This window comes from candidate division KSB1 bacterium (assembly GCA_022562085.1).
Taxonomy (GTDB): domain Bacteria; phylum Zhuqueibacterota; class Zhuqueibacteria; order Oceanimicrobiales; family Oceanimicrobiaceae; genus Oceanimicrobium.
This window is the reverse complement of sequence record JADFPY010000268.1, coordinates 1-6,420: the sequence shown is the minus strand read 5'-3', so window position 1 is coordinate 6,420 and position 6,420 is coordinate 1. Positions and strand designations below refer to the sequence as shown.

At 42.9% G+C, this 6,420-nt stretch carries 7 protein-coding genes; all 7 read left to right on the top strand.

The genetic code is table 11. From position 1 onward, the window contains the following. Positions 1-160 precede the first annotated feature (160 nt). Positions 161-493: a hypothetical protein gene (locus IH879_17615; GenBank protein ID MCH7676741.1), complete on the top strand. Its 333-nt coding sequence runs from the start codon at positions 161-163 to the stop codon at positions 491-493. A 309-nt stretch (positions 494-802) separates the two neighbouring features. After that, complete coding sequence (locus IH879_17610; protein ID MCH7676740.1) at positions 803-1,354, top strand: UpxY family transcription antiterminator; 552 nt, start codon at positions 803-805, stop codon at positions 1,352-1,354. Positions 1,355-1,384: 30 nt separating this feature from the next. Then, positions 1,385-1,930, top strand: coding sequence for a hypothetical protein (locus IH879_17605; GenBank protein ID MCH7676739.1), 546 nt, complete (start codon positions 1,385-1,387; stop codon positions 1,928-1,930). Between the two features lie 300 nt (positions 1,931-2,230). Beyond that, positions 2,231-4,555: a polysaccharide biosynthesis tyrosine autokinase gene (locus IH879_17600; protein ID MCH7676738.1), complete on the top strand. Its 2,325-nt coding sequence runs from the start codon at positions 2,231-2,233 to the stop codon at positions 4,553-4,555. Between the two features lie 70 nt (positions 4,556-4,625). Then, a complete protein-coding gene (locus tag IH879_17595; GenBank protein MCH7676737.1) occupies positions 4,626-5,693 on the top strand; it encodes a Gfo/Idh/MocA family oxidoreductase in 1,068 nt (355 codons plus the stop codon). A 4-nt stretch (positions 5,694-5,697) separates the two neighbouring features. Continuing rightward, positions 5,698-5,952: a hypothetical protein gene (locus IH879_17590; protein MCH7676736.1), complete on the top strand. Its 255-nt coding sequence runs from the start codon at positions 5,698-5,700 to the stop codon at positions 5,950-5,952. A 54-nt stretch (positions 5,953-6,006) separates the two neighbouring features. Continuing rightward, positions 6,007-6,420, top strand: a 414-nt coding sequence (locus IH879_17585) for a hypothetical protein (GenBank protein MCH7676735.1), incomplete at its 3' end; no start/stop codon positions are given.

The window sequence follows — 6,420 nt, the reverse complement described above, 5'->3', positions numbered from 1 at the left end:
AATAATATTCAAGAAAAAATTTTATTTTTCGATAGAAAAAGTATTGTCATCGCTGGAACCTTTGCTTGTTAAGAGATCTAACGGATGACTTTTGAAAAAAATCGTTTTGAACTATCCTAATTAGTTTATTTCACAAAAAAACTTAATGCATCAGAAGGATATGGAGTCAAGAAAGACTAATAGTACCAGTTTTCCGAGGGATGCTTTGGAACAAGCGCAAATTGCTAAAACGGGTTGGGAAAAAGTTGGCAAGAAACTGACGGTTCCCAATCTAAGTGTAGACAAATTTGAAAGCAAATTGCATGAGGCGCAGCAATATGTTGAAAAGGCTGAGCTGTTAAAAGTTCAGCGGGCCAAAGCAATTCAGGAACGAAATGTTTTTCTGAGCGAACTTTGGGATCTCACCAAGAGAGTCCGGAATGCTGCCAAGGCCACGTTTGGCGATTATTCTCCTGAATTAGAGACTCTGCTAAATGCTCAAAAAAGTGAGTAACCTTTTCCAGCACTTTGAGCAACTTGATGTCTTGTGCTTTCTATAAAAAGGAGCACACTTGATTCGTCGGTCATTTTTTTTAATCCCCCAATCCTTTAAGGGCCGCCGGTGAATCTGCGAGAAAACACATTTTTGTTAACGATCAGTTCATGGGACTGTCGTGGCGGAGCTGTGTATAGATAGAGTGTTTAGGTGTTTAAGTGTTTAAGTAGGCTTTTATACTTCCCGGAGAATGAAAATTGTCCATATACCGAAACTCCAACACTCTAACACTTAAGCACTCCAAAACACTTAAACACTGAAATAACAATGGCAGACAAAAGAAGAGAATCTCATTGGTATGCGTTGTACACTCGTCCCAGGGTCGAGAAAAGAGTGGCGTCTATATTAGAAGAAAAAGAGATTCGCGCTTTTTTGCCGACACGTTCTGTTATGAGGCAGTGGAGCGATCGCAAAAAAGTAGTTGAGGAGCCTTTGTTTCCTTCTTATGTGTTCGTTTTTGCTGATTTGGCCGAGAGATACTGTTCTTTGCAGTCAACCGGCGTTGTGCGGATGGTGCAATTTAATGGAAAGCCGGCTCAAATTCCGGAAGAACAGATCGAAACTATTTACCGCATTCTCGACGGGGGCTATGACCCTGAACCACATCAGTATTTGAGAGAGGGTGATGAAGTTGAGATTGTCGCGGGACCGCTAACAGGCATCAAAGGTTATTTTCTGGAAGGCAGAGGCAATAAAAGACTGATAATCTCTGTGCATACACTTCAACAATCATTTGCGATTGAGCTAAGACGGGACCAAATAAAAAGTCGGGCTTTACAAAATATTCTGGTAAGAAATACAGCACCTCATATCAATTGACCTAACAAAAAGAAGGGTAAGGAATTTCAAATGAAAAAAATCAATATCTTGTTATTCAGCTTAGTTTTAGCCTTTGTTGTGCAATCTTTTTCAAACGCTTTTGCCCAGGAAAACCAGCAGTCGACTTCTTTTAACCGGGGCGGCGCACAATACATCTTAGGCGATCGGGATGAAATTCTAATGAATGTGAACGTTTGGGGATATGTGCTGAAACCAGGCCAGTATCTCGTACCGAGACATACGGATCTGATTACCTTAATCTCTTTTGCCGGTGGTCCGCGGGAAGGTGCTAATTTAGGTGAAGTAAAAATTATTCGAGAGAGCATAGCCGCTCTAACAAATGGCAATGCAACAAATGGTCATGAGAAAAAAGTACCGATTTTGACTGTCAATATGAATGATCACATCAAGAAAGGAAAATCGGGAGTTTTACCTGTGCTAAGAGCAGGAGACACGGTGATTATTACAGAATCAGGTGGACACAAATTCCAAAAGTTCCTGGGCTTTAACTCGGTTTTTGGGGTGGTAGCAACAGTGGCCTCAGTAGCTCTAATTATTGACAGGCTTTCTAACTAATAGATTATAAACATAACGCGGACAAGCCTAAATTTCAAAAAACAAACTACACATAAAACTCAAATACCAAATTCCAATGTCCAATAAAACCATACTTTCAGTGATTTTGTTTGATGCCGAACCGTCGGCATTGAAAATTGGATTTTGGATATTTCAATGATTTTGTTTGATGCCGAGCCGTCGGCACTTGTTATTTGGAATTTGATATTTGTGATTTCAAATTCTGCCAAAAAGCTTGTGCTCGAATGCTTTTATCGAGTATGGCAGAAAATTACTTGTCAGTTACTAACTCAGTGAGCAATGGAAAATAATAACAACAATTTCAATTCAAACGGCCAACATTTGGGCGATATTAATTCAAGAAATATAACTATTCATGATTATCTGGCAATATTTTATCGTAGTCGCTGGCTAATTGTTGTGGTTTTTCTTGCCACCATGTTGGGTGTGACTTACTATACTTTTACAACTCCGCCTACTTATGAAGCCTCCACGACGCTTATGATTGTTGAGAAACAGGGCATGGGACAATCGCTTTTTGACTTCACCGGCTTCAGTCAACAGCGTACTTTGATAAACAACCAGGTGGAAATCCTCAAAAGCCGCTTTTTGGCGCAGGAAGTGATACGACGGTTGCTTAACTCTACAAAACGTGATTCACTCGAACTTGTGCATGACTTAGGTATAGAAAAAACCACCATAGACATTCTGAAAGAGCTCCGTGGGTCAATTACCGTGTCACCCATCCGTGATACGGATTTTATAAGTTTAAAAGTAAAAGCGCCCAGTCCTTTTGAAGCCGCCTTTTTAACCAAAACGGTTGCTGAAGTTTACCAGGATATGGATCGGGATTTCACACGAGGAGAAATCTCTCAAGTCGTCCAATTTCTCGATGATCAGCTTTTTCGTAAAGAAAAAGATCTGAAACAAAGTGAGGAAACGTTAAAAACTTTTCTTGAAAAAGAAAAGATCGCTTCCCTGGGAGAAGAGGCGACTCAAATTGTAGAACAAAGCGCCGAGTTTGAAACCCTTTACAAAGAGGCTTTGATAGATTTAGAAGTAACCCGGAAACGACTTGATTATTTGAAGAGTCGGCTTGGGAGGAGCAAAGAAACTCTTGAAGCCGAAATCGCACGGGTCTCCAGCCCGTTGGTGCTGCATCTCCGTAAAGAGATGGCTGAAATCGAGCGAAATATCACGGTCTATCTTTCGCAAGGTGTTGTGAAAGGTGACCCGCAAGTAGGCCGGGAGCGGGAAAAACGCGATGCCATAAAAACTCGCTTGACTGAAGAAATACGTAAGCTTATAGTCGGAGGTCTTCCTGCAGATGATCCGTTAGCGCAGGCACAAGATCTTGTTTTAAAAATTCTTGAAGGGGAAACTGAAATGGCGTCTTTCATCGCACGTGCGGATGGACTCAAGCGCGTGGTTGAGAGTTACTCAACTAAACTGGAATCTCTTCCGGATAAAAACGTCCAACTGGCCCGCCTTGAACGCAACCGGAAAGTCGATGAAAATCTCTATATGATGATGCGCGAGAAATTTGAAGAATCGCGTATCACGCAAGCCGGCCAGATTGGAAAAGTGCGAATCATAGACGAAGCCATACGACCCAGGAGTCCGATCTCACCGAAGAAGAGATTGAATCTTATTCTTGGTTTTATTATGGGGTTGGGACTCGGTATCGGTGTCGCGGTTCTGCGCGAATACATGGACACATCCGTCCGGCGCGTAGAGGATTTGGAGGCTTTAGGACTCTCAGTTCTGGGGGCGATTCCCAGAATTGAAACTGACGGGAAAAATGGACATTCGCTCGAACAATCTAACGGTCATGCAGACTTGCAAGCGCCCCGTGAGGAGCGGATGAGGCTAGTTACTCATTTTAAACCTAAATCCCCTGTAAGTGAGGCATATCGATCATTGAGAACCAATCTACAGTTTTCAGACTCAGACAAGAAATTGCATGCGTTCCTCGTTACTTCTGCGGGTCCTGACGAGGGTAAATCGACGACTACCGCAAACCTGGCCATATCCATAAGCTTGCAAGGCACTCGTACGATCGTGATAGATACGGATTTAAGGAGACCGGTCGCTCATAAGATTTTTGATTTAGAGAAGAATAAAGGTTTGTCAAATGTCCTGATTGGGAAGGCAACTCTGGACGAAGCAATTCAGTCAACGAATATCAAGAACCTGGATGTTCTGACCAGCGGCATTCTGCCACCCAATCCGGCCGAAATGCTTGGCTCAGATCACATGAAAAAAATAATTGGGGAGCTAAAAGAGAGATATGAAGTCTGTCTTTTTGATAGCCCTCCTCTTATTGCAGTCACCGATGCGGCAGTTCTTGCCAAGGAGGTTGACGGCGTCCTGGTTGTGGTAAAATCGGGTCAGACCAATCGCGGCGCTCTAATTCGAGGAATTGAACTACTGAATAATGTGAATGCCCGAATACTCGGTGCACTCCTTAACGATGTCAGCAGAGAAAATACTTATGGCTCTTATCAATACTACTATTATTATCAATACTACTATTATTATGGCGAAGGCGGCGGCAAAAAGCGGAAGAAACAGAGTAATTTCCAAAAACTCTTCGGCGACAAGCTAAAAATGCCCTCCGTGTAGTAGGTGATTAAACCTTCCAGGTTTCCAAAACCTGGAAGGTTTTAGACAACTTAACAGGAGATTAATTTAAGTGTCCTCTAAAATTGCTGTTGTTGGATGTGGGTACTGGGGCAAGAACCTGGTACGAAACTTCAGAGAACTCGACGCCCTGGCAATGGTTTGTGATGCCACACGTAACGGCATCAAATTAGCGGAAGAACTCGCACCTGGAATCCAACTGGTTGAAAATTTTGATGAAGTTCTAAGTTCTGATGTCCGGGGTGTGGTGATAGCCACGCCGTCAGAAACGCATTTTAATCTGGCGAATCAGGCTCTGGAGGCCGGCAAAGACGTTTTTGTGGAGAAACCGCTTGCTATCAATTATCAAGAAGGCGCCTATCTTGTCGAACTGGCTCAAGTCCAGAAGAAAATTCTAATGGTTGGCCACGTGCTCGAATACCATCCTGCGTTTGTGAAGTTGATGGAGTTGATTTGCGGCGGGGTTCTCGGCAAAATTCAGTATATCTACTCCAATCGTTTGAGTCTGGGCAAGATCAGGCGTGAAGAGAATATTCTTTGGAGTTTTGCTCCCCATGATATCGCAATCATTCTTCGGATTCTGGGTAAGCTGCCGTTTCAAGTCGTCGCCTGTGGTGGTAATTTTGTCCAGCCCAATATTGCCGATGTTACGGTTACAAATTTACTTTTTGATAATTCGGTTAGAGCGCATATTTATGTCTCCTGGCTGCATCCGTTCAAGGAGCAGCGGTTGGTTGTTATCGGCGCAAAAAAAATGGCCAGCTTCGATGATGTCAGTAAGAAGCTTCTCCTTTACGATCAACGTGTTGAGCTGAAAGAGGGAGAACCGATCCCGATTAAAGGGGATGGCGAAGAAGTTGCATACAGCCGGGATGAACCTTTAAAAGCTGAATGTCAGGCGTTCTTAAATGCTTTAGAGACCCGCGAGGCGCCTTTGACAGATGGCCAGAGCGGGTTGGATGTTTTGCGCGTATTGCAAGCTGCGCAAAGATCACTGATCATGAACGGCCAGCAAGTTACGATTCCCGAAAATAATCTCCGGCCGACAAATGGAAATGGCACCAAGATCATTAGAGTAGTGGATGAATTTGTAGAAGAACATGGAAACGGACAATCGTAAAATGATGAGTAATAAAAAATATTTTGCTCATGGCAGCTCTTATGTTGACGATGGTTGCGAGATCGGCGCTGATACAAAGATCTGGCATTTTAGCCATGTCCAAAGTGGTACGCAAATTGGGTCAAATTGCTCCATCGGCCAGAACGTGAATATCGGCAACAACGTTAAAATTGGCAATTTTGTTAAGATCCAGAACAATGTATCGGTCTTCGAGGGCGTTGAATTGGAAGACTACTGGCATGATAACAAAACCGACTAAGAATTTTCAACGGAACCACTTATTGATTTCTCCGGAAAGGATGCCGCCATTTTCATGGCTGTCATCTTAAGAATCTTTTTCTATTTTATTCCTCTTCTTTTGTTTGCTAACCTCTATCTCGGTTGGAAGCTCATATCATCTTTCAATAATCTTTCGTTATTCACGAGCGTTGATGTTAAATGGTATGTGATTGCCGTCCTGAGCTATTTAAATTTATTTCCATTTATTCTCATAGGATTGTCTTTATGCGGTTTTAAAAAAGCGGCCGAATCGGCGCGGCATGGTAACCTGTTCTGGGATCTCTTTTTTGGATACCCGTTTTGGATTTTTCTCATTACCTTAGCCGAGGTTTTACCCTGGCTGCTGGCTTTAGATTTTCTGAAACTACCTCTTTATCCATACTTCGATAAGTTTAAAACGGCCTGGACGCAAATTGAGGCCCGCTTGATTTTAGCCATCCTTGCTTTG

What these genes read in the sequence shown, in the direction of transcription:
- IH879_17615 (MCH7676741.1), top strand. Translation starts at nt 161, where the DNA reads ATGGAGTCAAGAAAGACTAATAGTACCAGTTTTCCGAGGGATGCTTTG.
- IH879_17610 (MCH7676740.1), top strand. Translation starts at nt 803, where the DNA reads ATGGCAGACAAAAGAAGAGAATCTCATTGGTATGCGTTGTACACTCGT.
- IH879_17605 (MCH7676739.1), top strand. Translation starts at nt 1,385, where the DNA reads ATGAAAAAAATCAATATCTTGTTATTCAGCTTAGTTTTAGCCTTTGTT.
- IH879_17600 (MCH7676738.1), top strand. Translation starts at nt 2,231, where the DNA reads ATGGAAAATAATAACAACAATTTCAATTCAAACGGCCAACATTTGGGC.
- IH879_17590 (MCH7676736.1), top strand. Translation starts at nt 5,698, where the DNA reads ATGAGTAATAAAAAATATTTTGCTCATGGCAGCTCTTATGTTGACGAT.